General features: G+C 45.9%; 14 protein-coding genes. 2 read left to right on the top strand and 12 right to left on the bottom strand.

Features of this window, described 5'->3' with window-relative positions:
* Positions 1 to 88: 88 nt before the first annotated feature.
* On the bottom strand, positions 89 to 1672 hold the full coding sequence (locus tag AAHN97_RS27925) for a RagB/SusD family nutrient uptake outer membrane protein (protein ID WP_343305349.1): 1584 nt from the start codon (positions 1670 to 1672) through the stop codon (positions 89 to 91).
* 18 nt (positions 1673 to 1690) lie between these two features.
* The gene (locus AAHN97_RS27920; RefSeq protein ID WP_343305348.1) at positions 1691 to 4741 is read right to left on the bottom strand and encodes a SusC/RagA family TonB-linked outer membrane protein; all 3051 of its coding nucleotides are present in this window, start codon (positions 4739 to 4741) and stop codon (positions 1691 to 1693) included.
* Between the two features lie 412 nt (positions 4742 to 5153).
* Between AAHN97_RS27920 and AAHN97_RS27915 the strand changes: the two genes are divergently transcribed.
* The gene (locus AAHN97_RS27915) at positions 5154 to 5918 is read left to right on the top strand and encodes a DeoR/GlpR family DNA-binding transcription regulator (protein ID WP_343305347.1); all 765 of its coding nucleotides are present in this window, start codon (positions 5154 to 5156) and stop codon (positions 5916 to 5918) included.
* Between the two features lie 69 nt (positions 5919 to 5987).
* Here AAHN97_RS27915 and AAHN97_RS27910 read toward each other — a convergent pair whose 3' ends face one another.
* The 9 genes from AAHN97_RS27910 to AAHN97_RS27870 form a co-directional block, all read right to left on the bottom strand.
* Entirely contained in the window at positions 5988 to 7223 is a 1236-nt protein-coding gene (locus AAHN97_RS27910) for a lytic transglycosylase domain-containing protein (protein WP_343305346.1), read from the bottom strand.
* 13 nt (positions 7224 to 7236) lie between these two features.
* Positions 7237 to 8643 (bottom strand): Asp-tRNA(Asn)/Glu-tRNA(Gln) amidotransferase subunit GatA, encoded by a 1407-nt coding sequence (gatA, locus tag AAHN97_RS27905; RefSeq protein WP_343308290.1) that lies wholly within the window; start codon positions 8641 to 8643, stop codon positions 7237 to 7239.
* Positions 8644 to 8766: 123 nt separating this feature from the next.
* Positions 8767 to 8940, bottom strand: a complete 174-nt coding sequence (locus AAHN97_RS27900; RefSeq protein ID WP_317044478.1) for a Sec-independent protein translocase subunit TatA/TatB — start codon at positions 8938 to 8940, stop codon at positions 8767 to 8769.
* 386 nt (positions 8941 to 9326) lie between these two features.
* Positions 9327 to 9674 carry a 50S ribosomal protein L19 gene (gene rplS / locus AAHN97_RS27895; protein WP_343305345.1) on the bottom strand — a complete coding sequence of 116 codons (348 nt, stop codon included), beginning with the start codon at positions 9672 to 9674 and terminating at the stop codon, positions 9327 to 9329.
* Positions 9675 to 9758: 84 nt separating this feature from the next.
* The gene (gene trmD, locus AAHN97_RS27890; protein WP_074240837.1) at positions 9759 to 10439 is read right to left on the bottom strand and encodes a tRNA (guanosine(37)-N1)-methyltransferase TrmD; all 681 of its coding nucleotides are present in this window, start codon (positions 10437 to 10439) and stop codon (positions 9759 to 9761) included.
* 10 nt (positions 10440 to 10449) lie between these two features.
* Positions 10450 to 10974, bottom strand: coding sequence for a ribosome maturation factor RimM (locus AAHN97_RS27885; protein ID WP_343305344.1), 525 nt, complete (start codon positions 10972 to 10974; stop codon positions 10450 to 10452).
* A 36-nt stretch (positions 10975 to 11010) separates the two neighbouring features.
* Complete coding sequence (gene rpsP, locus AAHN97_RS27880) at positions 11011 to 11466, bottom strand: 30S ribosomal protein S16 (RefSeq protein WP_074240839.1); 456 nt, start codon at positions 11464 to 11466, stop codon at positions 11011 to 11013.
* A 179-nt stretch (positions 11467 to 11645) separates the two neighbouring features.
* The gene (gene ffh / locus AAHN97_RS27875) at positions 11646 to 12968 is read right to left on the bottom strand and encodes a signal recognition particle protein (protein ID WP_343305343.1); all 1323 of its coding nucleotides are present in this window, start codon (positions 12966 to 12968) and stop codon (positions 11646 to 11648) included.
* Positions 12969 to 13318: 350 nt separating this feature from the next.
* Positions 13319 to 14188, bottom strand: coding sequence for a sigma-70 family RNA polymerase sigma factor (locus tag AAHN97_RS27870; RefSeq protein ID WP_074240841.1), 870 nt, complete (start codon positions 14186 to 14188; stop codon positions 13319 to 13321).
* A 388-nt stretch (positions 14189 to 14576) separates the two neighbouring features.
* Here AAHN97_RS27870 and AAHN97_RS27865 point away from each other — a divergent pair, with 388 nt between their 5' ends.
* The gene (locus tag AAHN97_RS27865) at positions 14577 to 14960 is read left to right on the top strand and encodes an START-like domain-containing protein (protein WP_343305342.1); all 384 of its coding nucleotides are present in this window, start codon (positions 14577 to 14579) and stop codon (positions 14958 to 14960) included.
* Here AAHN97_RS27865 and AAHN97_RS27860 read toward each other — a convergent pair.
* Positions 14957 to 15559 (bottom strand): hypothetical protein, encoded by a 603-nt coding sequence (locus AAHN97_RS27860; RefSeq protein ID WP_343305341.1) that lies wholly within the window; start codon positions 15557 to 15559, stop codon positions 14957 to 14959. The genes AAHN97_RS27865 and AAHN97_RS27860 overlap by 4 nt on opposite strands.
* Positions 15560 to 15637 lie beyond the last annotated feature (78 nt).

The raw sequence follows: 15637 nt of genomic DNA, 5'->3' as shown, positions 1-15637 counted from the left end.
AAGAGAAAAACAATTCGCATAGTATACAATATAATAAAAAAAGGCTGTCTCAAAGAATGAGACAGCCTCTATATAGTATATTATCCGTTTAGTAAAGATTATTCTGTTCCAATGCAGGATTCAGGTCTCTCTCCCCAAGCGGGATAGGCCACCAGTAGTCTCTGTCTTTATTGAATTTCCTTGTTTCCAAACGGTCTCCTTTGTAGTTATAGATATCCGTATTCAGTTCCACCTCTGCTGTTTTCCAACGGCGGATATCATTGTAATACATACCCTCGCCGGCCAGTTCAATCCTTCTTTCATGACGGATCACTTTCCGCAGATCGTCTTTGGATAAACCACGTGTGATCTTTGGCATGGCCACACGGCCACGGATAGTATCCAGCGCATCGTAGATAGTGGCATCAGGACCAGCATACTCATTCTGTGCTTCAGCATACATCAGTAAGATATCTGCATACCGCAGTACAATGAAATTGGTTTCTGACTGACGATCTACCAATGATGCTTTATCTGCAGGTGGCGCTTCCCGGTCATAGATGCTGAACTTTTTCATTCCAAAACCTGTGATCGCAAAACGGGTAGCGTTAATGGTAGCCCCCATGTAGCGGTCGCCGGGGAAAGTGAAGGTGCCGTACAAACGTGCATCCCTGTTCAGGAAAGGTGTTGCTGCATTATACAATGGAGACTGTGATTGCGGAAGGCCATCCTTCATCAGGTAAGCTTGTGCAAGGTTCAGCAGTGGAGCGTTTGTATTGTACTGACGGCAGATCAGGTCGAAGGAATTTCCCTGGTTCGGGAATACATACTGCACATCAAAGATCACTTCTTTGTTATTCTCATTCGCCGGCAGGAACAACGCACGGTAATCTGCAAACAAACCATAACCCGTACTTGCAGCTGCATCGATCACTGCTTTCGCAGCGTCGGCAGCAGCTTTCCACTTGGTGTTATCGTTTGCCGGGTTCAGCAAGGGGCTTGCTTCGTACAACAATACACGTGCTTTCAATCCCATGGCAGCACCTTTCGTAGCGCGGCCTTTATCTGTGGCAGCAGTGTATTTGAAAGGAAGTTTCAGTGCTGCACTGTCCAGGTCTTTCAGGATCTGCTCTACCACTTTCACACGTTCTGTTCTCGGCAGATCGCCCTGTGTTTCTTTATTTGGCGGCTCAGTGATCAGTGGCACTGCACCATAATAATTCTGTAACAGGAAATAATACAAAGCTCTCAGGTAATACGCTTCTCCTTTCATGCGGGTTACAACAGCAGGGTCCATACCTGCCACTTCATCCACTTTCACCAGGAAAGTATTGCAGCGGCCAATACCTCCGTAACAATCAGACCAGCGGCCGGTAATAACACCACCGGTGTTGGATGCCTGCAGACCTGCAGCGATGGAATTATAACTCATGCTGTTGCCATAATTGTAGGCATTGGGAGAGGCTGTTTCTTCCCACAGTGCAGTTGTATTGTTGGAACCTTTACCACCATATACACCATCATTGCGCAGAATGGAATAACAGCTGGTTAAACCTGCGGCGGCGGCTTCCGGTGTTACCCAGAAAGTTGATTCCGTATAGCGGTCGTTAGGTTTAACATTCAGCAGGCTGGTGTTACAACCTGCTGTCATCAGCAACAGGGCGCTTCCGGCTAAGAATAATATCTTTTGCATACACATTTTTTTAAATCGTTAAAAAGTCACATTAAGACCGGCGCTGAATGTTTTCATCATCGGGTATGTGTACAGGTCTGTTCTGTTCAATAAAGATTCAGGATCCATGTCCTTATACTTTGAGAACGTCACAAGGTTCTCAGCATTGGCATATACGGTCAGCCTGTTGATCTTTACCTTATCCAGCAATGATTGCGGGAATGCATAAGACAATTGAAGGTTCTTTAACCGCACATAGTCACCACTCCTTAACCAGAAGTCAGAACGTTGTGTAAAGTTGGAAGTTGCTGCAGTGGTAAGGATCGGTAAACGTGCGTTGGGCTTCTCAGGCGTCCAGCTATCCGTAGCCCATTCCCAGGTTGCGTTTGCACCATTGTTGAAAGGGAACGCGAGATTCGCCACAGGATATACTTTCACACCGGCCACACCCTGGAATGCAGAGGTCAGCGAAATACCTTTGTACTCCACGTTGAAACCAAAACTGAATGTATACTTCGGCATAATGGAAGATGCATTGATGATCACACGGTCGTCACCATTAATGATGTTATCCTTCTTTACATCCACATATTTAATATAACCCGGCCTTGTATCATTACCCTGGTTAGGTCCTTTGCTTACTTCATCCGCATTCTGGTAAAAACCGTTGGATTGCAGGAGGAAGTAGGAGTTCATCGGATAACCTTCTTTGGTGATGGTGCTGCCGGGGCCATAAATGATCTCGCCGTTGAGGTCTACCACTTTGTTTTTATTATAAGCCACGTTTCCAAATACACCATAGTTCACATTACGTACATTATTCTTGTATTGCAGTGTGATCTCATAACCACTATTATCTACTTTACCCACGTTCTGCGTAGGGCCGGTAAGGTTACCCACCTGGCTTGGAATATTCACAGGGCGCAGGATACCATCCGTTAGCTTTTTATAAACATCCGCTGTAAGGGAGATGCGGTTCTTCCAGAGATTAACGTCCACACCACCATTATAAGCAGTAGTAGTTTCCCAGTGAATGGTAGGATCTGCATAGGCAGTAGAAGCAGCGCCGGAATTAAGTGTTCCGCCAAAGCTGTAATCTTCTCCAAGGTTCACCAGTTGTTCATAGCTGTAAAGCGCTACTGCCTGGTTACCCAGTTGGCCTGCAGAAACACGCAGTTTCAACTGGTCAATGAATTTGGATTTGAAGAAAGATTCTTTATCAATACGCCAGCCGGCAGACACGGCAGGGAAATAACCCCAGCGGTTATCTTTCGCAAAACGACTGGATCCATCTGCACGGAAAGTGGCTTCCAGCAGATACTTGCCGTCAAAGTCGTAATTCACACGGCCGAAGTAAGACATGATCACATCCCTTGTGCTGTTACCACCGGTGGCATTCCACACCGTACCTGCACCCAGCGCACTTAAAGAAGCATCCAGGTAACCCGTCATACTGGCGTTGAAATTATCCGTATCAAAGTTATCATAGCTGGAACCGATCATGGCGGAGAGGTTATGTTTGCCATTGAAAGTTTTTGCCCAGTCCAGTGTGTTATAGAAGTGCATGGCCATGTTGTTCTCATCCGTTTTCGCAAAACGGGGAGCCGTGGCAGGACTGTTCCAGTTGATAGCAGCGCCTGTTTTAGGATTGAATGTTTGCAGCCTTGGATAGGCTTCACTCAACAGACCATCATATTTATCTACACCAAATTTGATGTTGTAGGTAATGTCGAAAGGCAGTTTGTATTCCGTAAAGATGGTGGCCAGGAAACGTTGTACCACTTTAGTGCTCAGTGCACCAAAAGCAATCAGCCTTGGATGCTCCCAGTTATTACGGCCGGGTGTTCTGAGCCAGGAGTTACCATAGCGGCCATCTGCCAGTGTATCAGTAAGGATAGGCAGTGTACGGGAAAGGTAATTCCAGAAGGAGTTGTAAGAAGGTTGTGTGTAGTTACGATAGTAACCATCCAGTGTAATACCTGCTTTCAAACGTTTGGTCACATTCATGGAAGCATTGAGGCCCAGTGAATAGTTTTTGGCGTGGTTGGTAGGGCCGAACATGATCCCATCTCTATCCAGGTAACCAATAGACAAACGGTATTGGTATTGTTCCGTGCTGGCAGCAATGCTCAGGTCATGTTTCTGGATCATACCATTATCCAAGGCTATTTTATACCAGTCGTTGGCGGGGTAAGTGATATTATCCGTTTTAACACCCTGTTCATATTCTGCGATCTCAGCCTGTGTATAATCGGGTGCTTTATTCTCGTTAGCCAGCGCCTGGTTCTTCAGTTTCATATACGCAATGGGATCATTGATGGCATCCGGCAGATAAGTAGCTTTATGGAAGCCGCGATAATAGCTATAGTTCACACGCGGCGTGCCTTTCCCTTTTTTGGTTGTAACCAGGATAACACCATTCGCTCCACGGGAACCATAGATGGCAGCAGCAGCATCTTTCAGTACAGAAATAGACTCGATGTCGTTTGGATTCAATTCATCCATGGAATACTCGATCCCGTCTACCAATACCAGCGGGTTGTTATTATTGAAGGTACCTACTCCCCTGATGCGGATTGTAGAACGGTCTACCCCTGGCTGGCTGTTACTGAGGTTCACAAAGAGACCGGGTTGGCCATGCAGTGCATTACTCACATTGGTGATAGGCACCCCTTCTTTCTCTACCATGTCCAGCATGGTCACAGCTCCTACGAGGGTAGCCTTTTTGCGGGTACCATACCCCACAACCACCGTTTCATTCAGTTTTTGCACGTCTTCCTGGAATTTAATGTCCAGGTTGGCCGCCCTTGTTACTTTAATCTCCTGGGAAAGGAAACCGATAAAAGAAAATTTCAGCACAGCGCCTGCGGGAGCATTGATCTTAAAAAGCCCGTTGGCATCTGTGGCAGTACCTGTAGAAGTACCCACGATCTGAACGCTTACGCCCATAAGCGGAGTACCCTCAGTGGCAGATGTTACTTTTCCCGTAATAGGCAGGTCCTGTGCTCTGAGCGATAACGTAGAAAAGAAAATGATTCCGATGCAAACCGATAAAAACCGGTAAATGTGGAATCGTTTGGAAAGTTCCATAATCTAAGATTTAAGGAATATGAATTGGTTATTGTGTTACGTGGTTGACTGGTTGATGATGCCTCGTATCAGTATATGACGATTTCTTTTATGTGATTACGTTTTGGCTTAATCACTATGAATTTAAAAGAATAAATAATAATTCGAAACCAAAATAGGCAATAAATTGTAATCGCAAAAGGCTTTTGTATACGAACGGGAGGAAATATTCAATAGAAGCCGCAGGGGGTTGAAAGTGACGGGATTACTAATATGAACTAATTATTAACTCAGGGTATCTTCCCCAACATTTTCATCGCTTTTCTAAAAATCCGCTGTAAATTAGAGTGAAAACCATTGCTTTAAAATAGTAATCCGATGGTTTTCAATCTGATTTCCACCTAACCTTGAAAATGAACCCAATTATATTCCGATGATCAATATCGCTGAGCGGCATAAGTATATACTGAGCAAGTTGCACGAGAAAGGCTACATTAATGTACTGGAGCTTTGCAAAGAACTGGATGTTTCGGGAGTAACTATTCGAAAGGATTTGAAACTACTGGAAGATAAAGCCCTGCTGTACCGCTCCCATGGAGGGGCTACTGCACAAAACCCTTATACGAACGATAAGCCGGTAAATGAAAAAGAGAAGATCAGGCGGGAAGAGAAGAACAACATCGGTAAGGCAGCGGCCTCCCTTATTGTACCGGGTGATGCTATCATCATTGGTTCTGGGACTACTGTACTTGCCCTCGCACAACATATTCAGCCCCGCGGGCCGTTGATGATCATTACTTCGGCCCTGCATGTTGCCCTGGAACTGAACCGCTTTCATGATATTGAAGTGTTGCAGCTGGGTGGTGTGTTACGGAATAATTCCTCTTCGGTTACGGGTACTTATGCAGAGAAGATCCTGGCTGATTTTTCCTGCAGTAAATTGTTCCTGGGGGTAGATGGGATTGATGTGGAATTTGGACTGACCACTTCCAATATAAACGAAGCCCATCTTAACCAGCAGATGATGGCAGCGGCACAAAAAACGATTGTGGTGGCAGACTCTTCCAAGTTCGGCAAGAGAGGTTTTGGCCGGATCTGCCGGCTTGAAGATGTAGATCAGGTGATCACGGATAAAGGTATCTCAGATCATATGAAGAAGTTACTGGAAGATGTGGGGATTGAGGTGACGATAGTGTAGGCTGTAAAGATATTCAAATAAAAAAAGCCCCCGATCCTCACCGGGGGCTTTTACCTTTCAATCAGTAAATTATCTTCTTCTTGTAGTTGTTTTCTTTTTCTTGGTCGCGGTTTTCTTTGCAACTACCTTTTTCTTGGTAGGGTTTGCATTCACTTCCGGTCTTTTAACCGGAGCGGGGAAACGCGATTTGTCTACTGTGGCAGCTTTATCATCCAGTGTAAGCTGAAGGGATTCTTTCAGGATCTCTTCTTTCTCTGCCTGGAATGTTTTCATTTTATCTTTCGGGATCCTCAGATCGTAGCTATTGGTTTCACCTGCCAGCGTTTGTGCAAAGTTTGGATTTAATCTATCCAGCTCTGCTGCATCAACAGACAGTTTTTTCGCAATCGCTTCCAGTTTGTATTTACCGGTGATATTGAAAACTACGGTGTTGTAGAGATCTTCGTCAGACAGTGGCGCTGCTTTTTTGTATTCGCCAGGCATGGTCATTCTTGCTGCGGGAGCTACATAATTATCGCTCACACCAAAGAAGGTATTGAAACGATCGAGGATGTAACCGGTGGCAATGAATTTGTATACATGGTTGCGGGACTCTGCAGGAAGGAAATACTGGATGCCCCAGAAATCACTTCTTCCGCTGATCTTTTGCGCTCTTTGTACACCACCTGCGCCACAATTGTATGCAGCTACTACCAGTAACCAGTCATCGAATTGCTCATACAGTTCATTGAGGAATTTAGCGGCGGCCACGGTGGATTTGTAGAAATCCTTGCGTTCGTCCACTTTCTTTCCTACGCTAAGGCCAAAGATCCTGGCCGTACCGCTCATAAACTGCCACATTCCTACGGCGCCAACCCTTGAGCGGGCATTGTAGGACATACCTGATTCAATCACTGCCAGGTATTTCATTTCCTCGGGAATACCGTGGTCAGTGAAAACCTTTTCGATCATGGTAAAATAAGGAGCCGCCCTGTCTACCATCACCGCGAGGTGCTGGCTGTAACGGGTAGCGTAATCATTTACATATCCGGTAATGTAGTGATTATTCATTTGCTCGTACACCTTGGGATTGCGAACGACCACGGGCATAGCCTGTGCGGCCTGTTTCACTGCTAAGCTGGCAGGAGAAGCGGGCAGCACTGTGTCTTTAGGCAGGTGTGCGGATTTTTTAAGGGTGACTGAGGTATCAGCGGACAATTCAATTCCCGGGATAACCATCTCCTTAGGGCTCATATTGCTGGCGGCGTCTGCACTGGTGATAATCCCCAAAGCCGGCAATAGGAGTGATAAAAAGACTTTCGTCATACGCGTTGTTGTTTTATTCTATGTTTACTTGCTGCTCATGCAACATGCTATGTGCTATTTGTAACAAGTTCTCTTCGTCAAACTCCTTCGTGATGATCTGTATACCATATGGCATCCCGTTTGAATGCCTGTGCAAAGGTACGGAAATTGCCGGAACCCCGGTCAGATTGGCTAAAACTGTGTAGATGTCCGCCAGGTACATAGCTATGGGATCATCCATTTTTTCCCCAATCTTAAAAGCCGTTGTAGGGACGGTTGGGAGCAGAATGGCATCATATTCAGCCAGGATCTTTTGCATCCTTTCTACTACCAGCCTCCTAACCTGCTGAGCCTTAGTGAAATAAGCATCGTAGTAACCGGCGCTCAACACAAAGGTACCCAGGAGGATACGGCGTTTTACCTCTTTTCCAAAACCCTCAGACCTGCTTTTCTTGTAGAAATCTGTCAGGTCCAGATCCTTTTCAGGGGTACGGTAACCGTACTTGACCCCGTCAAATCTGCTAAGGTTGCTGGAGGCTTCTGCGGTGGTGAGCACATAATAGGCTGCCACTACATAATCCAGGTAATCGAAGTTCACCCCTTCTACGGTGTGTCCTTCTGCTTTCAAATCTTCAAAGAAACTTTCATATCCCCCACGCATCTCAGGATCAAGGCCTTCATGATGCAGTGCATCCTTTAAATACGCAAATCTCCGGTTTTTATTGTGTTGGAGACTAGCTTGATAATCAGGCACTTTACTTTGAGAGGCCGTACTATCATAAGTATCAGGTCCGGCGATGACTTGTAGAACCAGTGCCACATCTGCAATATTCGAGCCAAAAATGCCTATCTGGTCGAATGAGGAAGCATAGGCGATCAGCCCATGCCGCGAGATCCTTCCATAAGTAGGTTTGAGGCCTACAATACCACAAAAATCAGCAGGCTGGCGTACGGAACCGCCGGTATCGCTACCCAGGCTTACCTGGCATAAACCGGCCTGGACCGCAACAGCAGAACCTCCGGAACTGCCGCCGGGAACACGTGTATTATCCAGGGCGTTGAGCACATTGCCATAAGCTGAGTTCTCATTGGTGGAACCCATGGCAAACTCATCACAATTAAGGCGCCCTATGATAATGGCGCCTTCAGCGATCAGCCGCTCAACGGCTGTTGCAGAATATAGAGAAGTAAACCCTTCCAGGATCTTTGATGCGGCGGTCACCTCGTGACCTTTATAGCAGATCACATCTTTGATGCCGATCACTACACCTGCCAGGCTGCCGGGGCGTTCTCCTTTCCGGATACGCGCATCCAATGCCGCTGCCTGCGTCAAAGCATCCTGGGCGAATACTTCCAGGTATGCGTTCAAATGCCGGGCCTGCTCAATCCGGCTCAGGTACAAACGTACCATGGCCTCGCAGGTCGTTTTTCCGGCATACAACGCCTCTTGAAAAGACGATATACTGCTGAATTCAGTCAAACCCAAACCAGTTTAAATCTTACAATGGGAGATCTCTAATAAAACGGAAATCCTCTACTCTTTCTATGGGAGGGAGAGACGCGACTAGTTCTTCTTAACTTCGCCTTCTTTCATGCCTTCTTCCATCTCACGGCGCACGTTGTCTTTGGCATCTTTGAACTCACGGATACCTTTACCCAGGCCACGCATCAGTTCTGGAATTTTCTTACCTCCGAACAGGAGCAATACAACCAATGCGATAAGGATAAGTTCAGTCATGCCCAGTTCTTGAAAAAGTAAAAGCGGTGATTTAACGAAAATTGCGGTCATTTCTCAGTTTTTATAATGTTCAGCTAACAAAGATAGGTTTTAATTTGGGGTTTTTCAATGCAATCGCAGGACTTTAATTAAGTTTTAAGGATACGCGCGAAGGCAGGATGGATGCGGATTAGACAGGATTTTTGCCCTGTAATTGTTGTTTCGGTGATAATCCGTTAAAATATACGCAGAAGCCGGGGGAAACAGATGTTCCGGAGGCCGGACCGTATAAACTATCCTGCCGTTTTTGAAGGCCTTTTCCCGTTTCTGAAAACCCTTTTCTACCAGGCATAAAAAAAACGGAAGCCCATCGGACTCCCGTCAAGAATTAATTTCCTGTATTAGTACTAAACCCTTTTTTCCTTAATACGTGCTGCTTTACCCTGACGCTCACGCAGGTAGTACAGTTTAGCCCTTCTCACTTTACCAACTTTGTTCAGTACAACTGAATCAATGTTTGGAGAATGGATAGGGAACAACCTTTCAACACCAACCCCATCAGAGATCTTACGCACGGTGAAAGAAGCTGTAAACCCAGTACCCTGAACCTTTACAACATCACCTTTGAAGGACTGGATACGCTCCTTGTTACCTTCTTGAATCTTATAGTTAACGGTAACATTGTCACCGGCTTTGAATTTCGGAAATTGTTTGGCAGCAGTCAACTGCTCGTGAACAAAAGAAATCGCGTTCATCTTTCAATAATTTATAGGACGGCAAAGGTAAGGAACTATATCCAAATACCAAGACCTTTTCCTGCTTTTTAAAAAAATTAGTTGCTAATCATGGCTTAAGATGTCCGGCCGGCGCTCTTTTGTTCTCCTGAGGGCTTCCTCATGGCGCCATTCATCCACTTTACGGTGATCCCCGCTTAACAGGATGGCAGGCACTTTCCAGCCCCTGAACTCCTCCGGCCTGGTATAAACAGGGGGTGCCAGCAGGTTATCCTGGAAAGAATCGAACAAAGCGGAGGTTTCGTCATTCAGCACACCCGGCAGCAAACGCCCTATGGCATCTACCATTACAGCGGCGGCCAGTTCTCCCCCGGAGAGTACAAAATCCCCGATGGATACCTCCAGTGTCACAAAATGCTCCCGTACCCTTTCATCTATGCCTTTATAATGTCCGCAGATGAGCAGCAGGTTCCCTTTCAGGGAAAGCCCGTTGGCCATGCGCTGGTTGAATGGTTTGCCATCCGGCGTCAGGTAGATCACTTCATCATACGTTACCTCCTTCTGCAGGCTCTCAATGGCATTTACCAGCGGCTCTATCATCATCACCATGCCGGCGCCGCCGCCAAACTGGTAATCATCCACCTGGTTCTGGCGAAGGGTGGAATACTGGCGTAAATGATGTACGTTCACTTCCAGCAAACCCTTGTTGCGTGCACGTTTCATGATAGAATGTGCAAAAGGGCTTTCCAGCAGTTCCGGTAATACGGTAATGATGTCTATCCGCATGATCAATTATTTATTTCCCCAAATAGATGTCCAGCAGGCCATCCGGCAATTCCAGGTAAACGATCTGTAGTTTCTTGTCTATCTTCAGCAGGGTCTGCTCATTCAGCGGAAGCAACATCTCCTGCTCCTGGAACATCACCTTGGCCAGCACCTGTTGCGGCATTTCAATGATCTCTTCTATTTCACCCAGTACACCGGCCGCTTTGTCTTCTACCTTAAAACCTAAGAGGGATAAAGGGGCAGCGGATGAAGCCAGGCCTTTGAAGTCTGCTTCTTCCAGGTAAACCCCTTTCTGCATCAATATCCGCGTAGCTTCCCGGGTATCTATGCCTTCCAGTTTGAGATAGGTGTTCTCTGTGTCTTTGGCTTTGGCTTTCTGAATGAAGTAGGGCATGAAACTGTCCTTCCGTTCTTCAATGAACACCGCCGTGATATCTTTCAGGGCTGTTTTCTTTCCCAGGCTGTGCCGGAGAATGAACTCCCCGTCTGTACCATAAGCGGCAGCGAGTTTCCCGATATTGAAATAATTAGCCATTCAAGGATGCCTTTTTGCAATATGGTATTTGATGAATTACGCTTCAGCAGGGCCATCGCCTTCAGCTTCGGCAGCAGGAGCATCTTCAACTTTCCTTACAATCGGAGTAACCGCGCGGGCAGCTCTCTTTTGGCTTTCGCGACGAGCAGATACTTTTTCTTCGTGATCTGCCTGCCATTGCTCAAACTTAGTGTAAGCAGTTGGTTCATCGAACAATCCGAGTTTAACGCCTCTCAGGAGGTGTTTCAGGTAAAGTACGCCTTTGAAGGACAGGATGCGTCTAACAGTATCGGTAGGTTGTGCACCTTTCTGCAACCAGCGTAATGCTTTTTGCGTGTCGATGTTGATAGAAGCTGGTACAGTCAAAGGATTGTATGTACCTATCTTTTGGATGAATTTACCATCCCTTGGCGCGCGGGCATCAGCCACTACTATAAAGTAAAAAGGTCTCTTTTTAGCGCCGTGTCTCTGTAATCTGATCTTTACTGGCATAAATAAGTCGAATTATTTGGTGCGAGTTGTTAGTGAATAAAATTGTTTCAATCGGGCAGCAAATGTAGCCCTAAAATTCAAATTCTCAAAATGTTTTCATTTGCTGAATATCTCTAAAGGGTTATGGATAATAAACTAATCCCTTACAGATCAATCTGTTTTATTATCCGTTCGCCCTCCTATCCTCTCATTTTGAGGCCTTTAGCCCCACCGGGAATTTTGTTCATCATCTTCATCATCTGCCGCATCTGCTCAAATTGCTTCATGAACTGGTTCACATCGGTGATCTCTTTACCGGCTCCCTTGGCAATCCGTTTCCTGCGGCTGCCATCGATAAGGTCCGGATTAGCTCTTTCTGCAGGGGTCATGGAATTGATCATGGCCTCTATGCCTTTGAAGGAATCATCGCTGATATCGAGGTCTTTCACCGCTTTACCTACCCCCGGGATCATTCCCAGCAGGTCCTTGATGCTACCCATTTTCTTGATCTGCTGCAATTGCTCCTTGAAGTCGTCAAAATCAAACTGGTTCTGGCGGATCTTCTTTTCGAGCTTTTTGGCCTGCTCCTCGTTGAACTGCGCCTGTGCTCTTTCCACGAGGGTGGTGATATCTCCCATCCCCAGGATCCGCTGTGCCATCCTTTCAGGATAGAACACATCCAGCGTATCCAGCTTTTCACCCATGCTCACAAACTTGATGGGTTTGTTCACGGTGTATTTGATGGTCAATGCAGCACCACCGCGGGTATCACCATCTAATTTGGTGAGTACCACACCGGTAAAGTCCAGCCTTTCGTTGAAGGCTTTGGCAGTATTCACGGCATCCTGACCAGTCATGGAATCCACCACAAAGAGGATCTCCTGTGGCTGCACGGCAGCTTTCACATTGGCCACCTCGGTCATCATCACTTCATCCACCGCCAAACGGCCCGCGGTATCTATGATCACGATGTTGTTGCCCTGTGCTTTAGCATGTTTGATAGCGTTTTCGGCTATCTGTACCGCATTCTTGTTCTCAGGTTCGCTATATACTTCCACCCCGATCTGGCCGCCCAGTACTTTCAACTGATCGATCGCCGCGGGACGGTAAATGTCCGCCGCTACCAGTAAGGGTTTCTTGTTCTTTTGTGTTTTGAGGAAATTGGCCAGTTTGCCGGAGAAAGTGGTTTTACCGGAACCTTGCAGACCAGCTATCAGGATCACGGTAGGGTTGGCTTTGATATCCAGCTCTACTTCCGTGTTACCCATCAGTTCAGCCAGTTCGTCCTTCACGATCTTCACCATCAGCTGGCTGGGGGAAATAGCCGTGATCACTTTCTCTCCGAGGGCTTTATCCTTTACCTTATCGGTGAATTCCTTCGCGATCTTATAGTTCACATCTGCATCCACCAGGGCCCTGCGAATTTCCTTCACAGTAGTGGCCACATTGATCTCAGAAATGCGTCCTTCTCCCTTAAGCTGCTTGAAGGCTGACTCTAACCGCTCCGATAATGATTCAAACATATACTTGATGCCGGCATTTTGACCGGAGTGCAAAAATAAGCATTCTAAAAAGTAAAAAATTAAAAAAACCAAGAAAGATAGCCGATCGGGCCTAAAAAACGTGATTCTTCCTTATAACTCATCCTTTTGAAACAAGTCTGATCCCGGCTCTCTCCTATATCGCTCCTATAGCATTCCTATAGCATTGCAGGCACATAGGTATATCCAAACGATATAGGAATGCTATAAGAGTGCTATAGGAATGCGCCTTCAGCGATATAGGGATATACAACTATAGAGCCGCTGTAAACGAAAAAAGGGACCAGGTTTGCACCTGATCCCTTCATTTACAGTATGTTATGGCTACTTTATCAACCTCCCAGGTAGTTGCGGAGCAATTTGCTGCGGGAAGTGGTACGGAGCTTTGTGATGGCTTTGTCCTTGATCTGACGAACACGCTCGCGTGTCAGGCCAAATTTCTCACCGATATCTTCCAGGGACATGGGATGTTCCACACCAATACCGAAGTACAGCATGATCACATCTTTCTGACGGTCTGTAAGGGTAGAAAGGGAACGCTCGATCTCGCGGCGGAGGGAATCATGATGATCCAGTTCCTCATCTGCGCTAACGGCATTCGGATTTTCCAGTACATCAAGCAGGGAATTATCTTCTCCGTCAATGAAAGGTGCATCCATGGATACGTGACGGGCAGCTACACCTAAAGTAGCTTCCACTTCTTCCGTATTTATTTCGAGGATAGTAGCCAGCTCATCCGGAGAAGGCTCTCTCTCAAATTCCTGTTCTAACTGAGAATATGCTTTGCTTATTTTGTTGGACAATCCCACTTTATTCAACGGTAAACGTACGATACGGGATTGTTCTGCCAATGCCTGGAGGATCGACTGACGGATCCACCAAACGGCGTAGGAGATGAATTTAAAACCACGGGTTTCATCGAAACGCTGTGCTGCCTTTATCAGCCCCAGGTTTCCTTCATTGATCAGATCACTTAAGGATAAGCCCTGGTTCTGGTATTGTTTTGCAACAGACACTACGAAACGCAGGTTTGCTTTTGTTAGCTTCTCTAAAGCGCGCTGGTCGCCCTGTTTGATCCGGATGGCCAGGTTCACTTCTTCTTCCGGCGTAATGAGATCCACTTTGCCGATCTCCTGCAGGTACTTTTCTAACGACTGAGACTCACGATTGGTGATCGACTTCGTGATTTTAAGTTGGCGCATTGACATAGCACGGGAACAGTTACAGGTTAAAAAAAAGTTAATTTAGAAGAATGCTAGACAAAAATAACTTTTTTTAGATGCTGGCCAAAAAAAATATAGTCCTGTTAAATCCTTTTTAAGCTAAATCGATTGTGGACAAGAATATTCAAGATGTAATACTATTTTGCCCTAAATCGCCACTGTTTTACCTTGAATTTTGAAGATTGGGGAAATAACCAAATAAAGAAGTGGTATATACATAATCCAGAAAGATCATATTTCAAAATAAAACCACGTTTGATAATGAATTAGTTAATATATCAAAAAAAAGTCAAAATTTCCTTTGTTAGACTAAATTATTTTCTATAATTGCATGCAGATGATTTAGTTTTTATAATAATACTGTGCGATGTCAAAGAAAGTGCAATATGAGTTAGAATATCCGGTTAGATGCTCCCCAGGTATCCTGTTTGAATTTCTATCAACCCCGGCCGGCCTTCAGGAATGGTTTGCGGACAAAGTGGATTTCAGGGATAATGTTTTTTCTTTCTCCTGGAACGGATCCACAGAAGAGGAAGCAGAGGTATTGGAACAGTTGCAAGATGAACGGATACGTTTACGCTGGCTACACGCCCCCAAAGGAGAATACTTTGAATTTAGTATTCAGATATCAGAAGTAACGAACATGACTATACTTACCGTTAAAGATTTTGCTGAGAAGAAAGAAGTGGCAGATCAAAGTCAGTTATGGAATTACCAGATAAAAGACCTATTTCACCGTATCGGCAATTAAACCGGCCCCCTGTTCAGCAATTCAAGCAGTGGCGCGTAAGCAGCCACGGCCTTATCAATTATTGATTCCCAATCCTGCAACTCGTACCTTTTAGCAAGTTTTACAAAAGACTTTTGCACTGTGCTTTCCCATTGCTCCGGCGACAGGGAAGTTACAGGCAGGAAGTTGTTTGCCTCAAAGTGATGCTGCCAGGGATCATCCTGTATACAAACAGACCAATGTTCCGCTGCCAGTATCGCTTGCGAAGCCAGCAATGTAGCCCTGTGCGGTACTAAGTATTCTCCGCCGAGATGTACGGTGGTACTGAAAAAACGGCCCCACCAGAAAAAAGTGCGGCAGGCGAATATGTTATCACGACTAAAAAGACGGGGATAATCCAGGATCACATAAGGCAGGCCCTGGTAATTTTCTCCCTTAGAGATCTTCGGGGAAAATGCGCCTTCCACCGGAAAGGCTGATATTACCCGGTCAGCTGCCATGGCCAGTTGCAGCGCTCCGAAAAGCTGAAACACCTTTTCAATGATCCGGTTCTTGTGCAAGATCCATGCTGCATCCGTTACTATACTCAGTTCTTTGCTATCCAGCTGATATTGGTTCATATGAATAATTTAACGCTTTTTTGATTAGCCCATACTGTGGAGCTTAGCGGAATCGTGTTAACTTTGTGCATCAGCATA

The sequence above is a fragment of the Chitinophaga niabensis genome, from assembly GCF_039545795.1.
GTDB lineage: Bacteria > Bacteroidota > Bacteroidia > Chitinophagales > Chitinophagaceae > Chitinophaga > Chitinophaga niabensis_B.
The sequence above is the reverse complement of the archived record's forward strand: the minus strand, read 5'-3'. Positions and strand labels throughout refer to the sequence as shown.

Bases quoted from the DNA above. Each gene is read 5' to 3' on its own strand.
- ffh (WP_343305343.1), bottom strand. From the start codon at position 12,968: ATGTTTGAATCATTATCGGAGCGGTTAGAGTCAGCCTTCAAGCAGCTT.
- AAHN97_RS27885 (WP_343305344.1), bottom strand. From the start codon at position 10,974: ATGGCTAATTATTTCAATATCGGGAAACTCGCTGCCGCTTATGGTACA.
- AAHN97_RS27865 (WP_343305342.1), top strand. From the start codon at position 14,577: ATGTCAAAGAAAGTGCAATATGAGTTAGAATATCCGGTTAGATGCTCC.
- AAHN97_RS27900 (WP_317044478.1), bottom strand. From the start codon at position 8,940: ATGACTGAACTTATCCTTATCGCATTGGTTGTATTGCTCCTGTTCGGA.
- AAHN97_RS27860 (WP_343305341.1), bottom strand. From the start codon at position 15,559: ATGAACCAATATCAGCTGGATAGCAAAGAACTGAGTATAGTAACGGAT.
- trmD (WP_074240837.1), bottom strand. From the start codon at position 10,439: ATGCGGATAGACATCATTACCGTATTACCGGAACTGCTGGAAAGCCCT.
- AAHN97_RS27915 (WP_343305347.1), top strand. From the start codon at position 5,154: ATGATCAATATCGCTGAGCGGCATAAGTATATACTGAGCAAGTTGCAC.
- rpsP (WP_074240839.1), bottom strand. From the start codon at position 11,466: ATGCCAGTAAAGATCAGATTACAGAGACACGGCGCTAAAAAGAGACCT.
- rplS (WP_343305345.1), bottom strand. From the start codon at position 9,674: ATGAACGCGATTTCTTTTGTTCACGAGCAGTTGACTGCTGCCAAACAA.
- AAHN97_RS27920 (WP_343305348.1), bottom strand. From the start codon at position 4,741: ATGGAACTTTCCAAACGATTCCACATTTACCGGTTTTTATCGGTTTGC.
- AAHN97_RS27910 (WP_343305346.1), bottom strand. From the start codon at position 7,223: ATGACGAAAGTCTTTTTATCACTCCTATTGCCGGCTTTGGGGATTATC.
- AAHN97_RS27925 (WP_343305349.1), bottom strand. From the start codon at position 1,672: ATGCAAAAGATATTATTCTTAGCCGGAAGCGCCCTGTTGCTGATGACA.
- AAHN97_RS27870 (WP_074240841.1), bottom strand. From the start codon at position 14,188: ATGCGCCAACTTAAAATCACGAAGTCGATCACCAATCGTGAGTCTCAG.